At 35.5% G+C, this 1,489-nt stretch carries 1 protein-coding gene and 1 pseudogene; both read left to right on the top strand.

Going from position 1 to position 1,489, the window contains the following annotated elements:
- Positions 1 to 3: 3 nt before the first annotated feature.
- Positions 4 to 348 (top strand): annotated as a pseudogene (locus DZB84_RS25395) (helix-turn-helix domain-containing protein); the annotation flags it as partial.
- 119 nt (positions 349 to 467) lie between these two features.
- Positions 468 to 1,457 carry an IS3 family transposase gene (locus DZB84_RS24590; RefSeq protein ID WP_317616492.1) on the top strand — a complete coding sequence of 330 codons (990 nt, stop codon included), beginning with the start codon at positions 468 to 470 and terminating at the stop codon, positions 1,455 to 1,457.
- Positions 1,458 to 1,489 lie beyond the last annotated feature (32 nt).

Below are 1,489 nucleotides of genomic sequence, written 5' to 3'. Positions count from 1 at the left end.
TTGATGTGCACCCCAAAAGTTAGACGAATAATTCTAACTTTTGGGGTGTTTTTTGTGGTCAAATATGATGAAGGATTTAAGCAAAATGTAGTTGACGCTTATTTAGCAGGTGAAGGTGGATATGCTTCCTTGGCTATTAGATTTGGAATTCGAAGTAAAACCAATATAAGAAAATGGGTCAGTGCGTTCCAACAATTTGGCAAACAGGGTTTGGCTCCTAAAAAAGCAATTACGAATTATCCTGTTCAATTTAAAATAGATGTCTTAAACTATAAGGTAAGAACAGGAGATTCCCTTGAAGAAGTTGCTAGAAAATTTGGCATTACTGAACCACCAATGATTCTTAATTGGTTGAGAAAATGGCAAAATGAAGGTATTGAAGGGCTCTCTAAATCAAAGGGGCGTCCATCAATGTCCAATAAGCCGAAGAAGAATAAAAATGAAAAGAAAATGACGAAGGAAGAACAATTATTAAAAGAAATAGAATTACTACGTGCGGAGAATGCCTATTTAAAAAAGCTCCGAGCTTCAGGGATAAATATTCCGAGCCGACTGCTAAAACAGAATCCAGGGTCATCCACGAACTCAGGAAAGAATTCAAATTAGCTGTTATCCTTGAGGCCACAGGTTTTCCAAAGGCAACTTATATGTATTGGCAAAAACGATTTGATGACTCCAATCCAGATGAAGAGATTGAAAAGATTATCCAAGAGATTGTAGACAAACATAATGGAAATTATGGCTATCGTCGAATTGATATGGAATTGCGTAAGAGAGGTTATATCGTAAATCACAAAAAAATCCTACGGATTACCAATAAACTTGGTATTACTTGTATATCATTCACACGTAAATCTCGTAAATACAGTACTTATAAAGGAACTGTAGGCAAGATTTCGAAAAACCTTGTAAACCGTAGATTCCATACAAGTATTCCACATCAAAAATTAACGACCGATACATCTGAATTCAAATACTATACAACCGATTCTGATGGGAAGATAATCATTAGGAAGGCTTATTTAGATCCATTTCTAGATATGTTTAATGGTGAAATTCTATCCTTTCGGTTCTCAGAACGGCCAAACGCTCAAGCAATTATGGATGCTTTAGACGAAGCAATTGAAATAACAAAAGATTGCCCCTATCGAACCACTATACACTCTGATCAAGGCTGGGGTTATCAAATGAAAAGATATGTAAGGAAACTAAAAGATAACGGTATATTTCAAAGTATGTCCCGAAAGGGAAACTGTCTGGATAATTCACCAATGGAAAATTTCTTCGGGATAATGAAACAGGAAATGTATTACGGTAGAGTTTATAAGTCATTTGAAGAGCTTAAACAAGCAGTAACTGATTATATTTTTTACTATAACAATGAACGGATAAAAGCAAAATTGACTGGTATGAGCCCGGTGGAATACCGTCTTCATACCAGTCAACAAGCTGCATAAATATTTTGGTCTAACTTTTAGGGTTCAGCACA

It is taken from the genome of Bacillus sp. HNG (assembly GCF_003400205.1).
Taxonomy (GTDB): Bacteria; Bacillota; Bacilli; order Bacillales; family Bacillaceae_L; genus Ferdinandcohnia.
The sequence above is the reverse complement of the archived record's forward strand: the minus strand, read 5'-3'. Positions and strand labels throughout refer to the sequence as shown.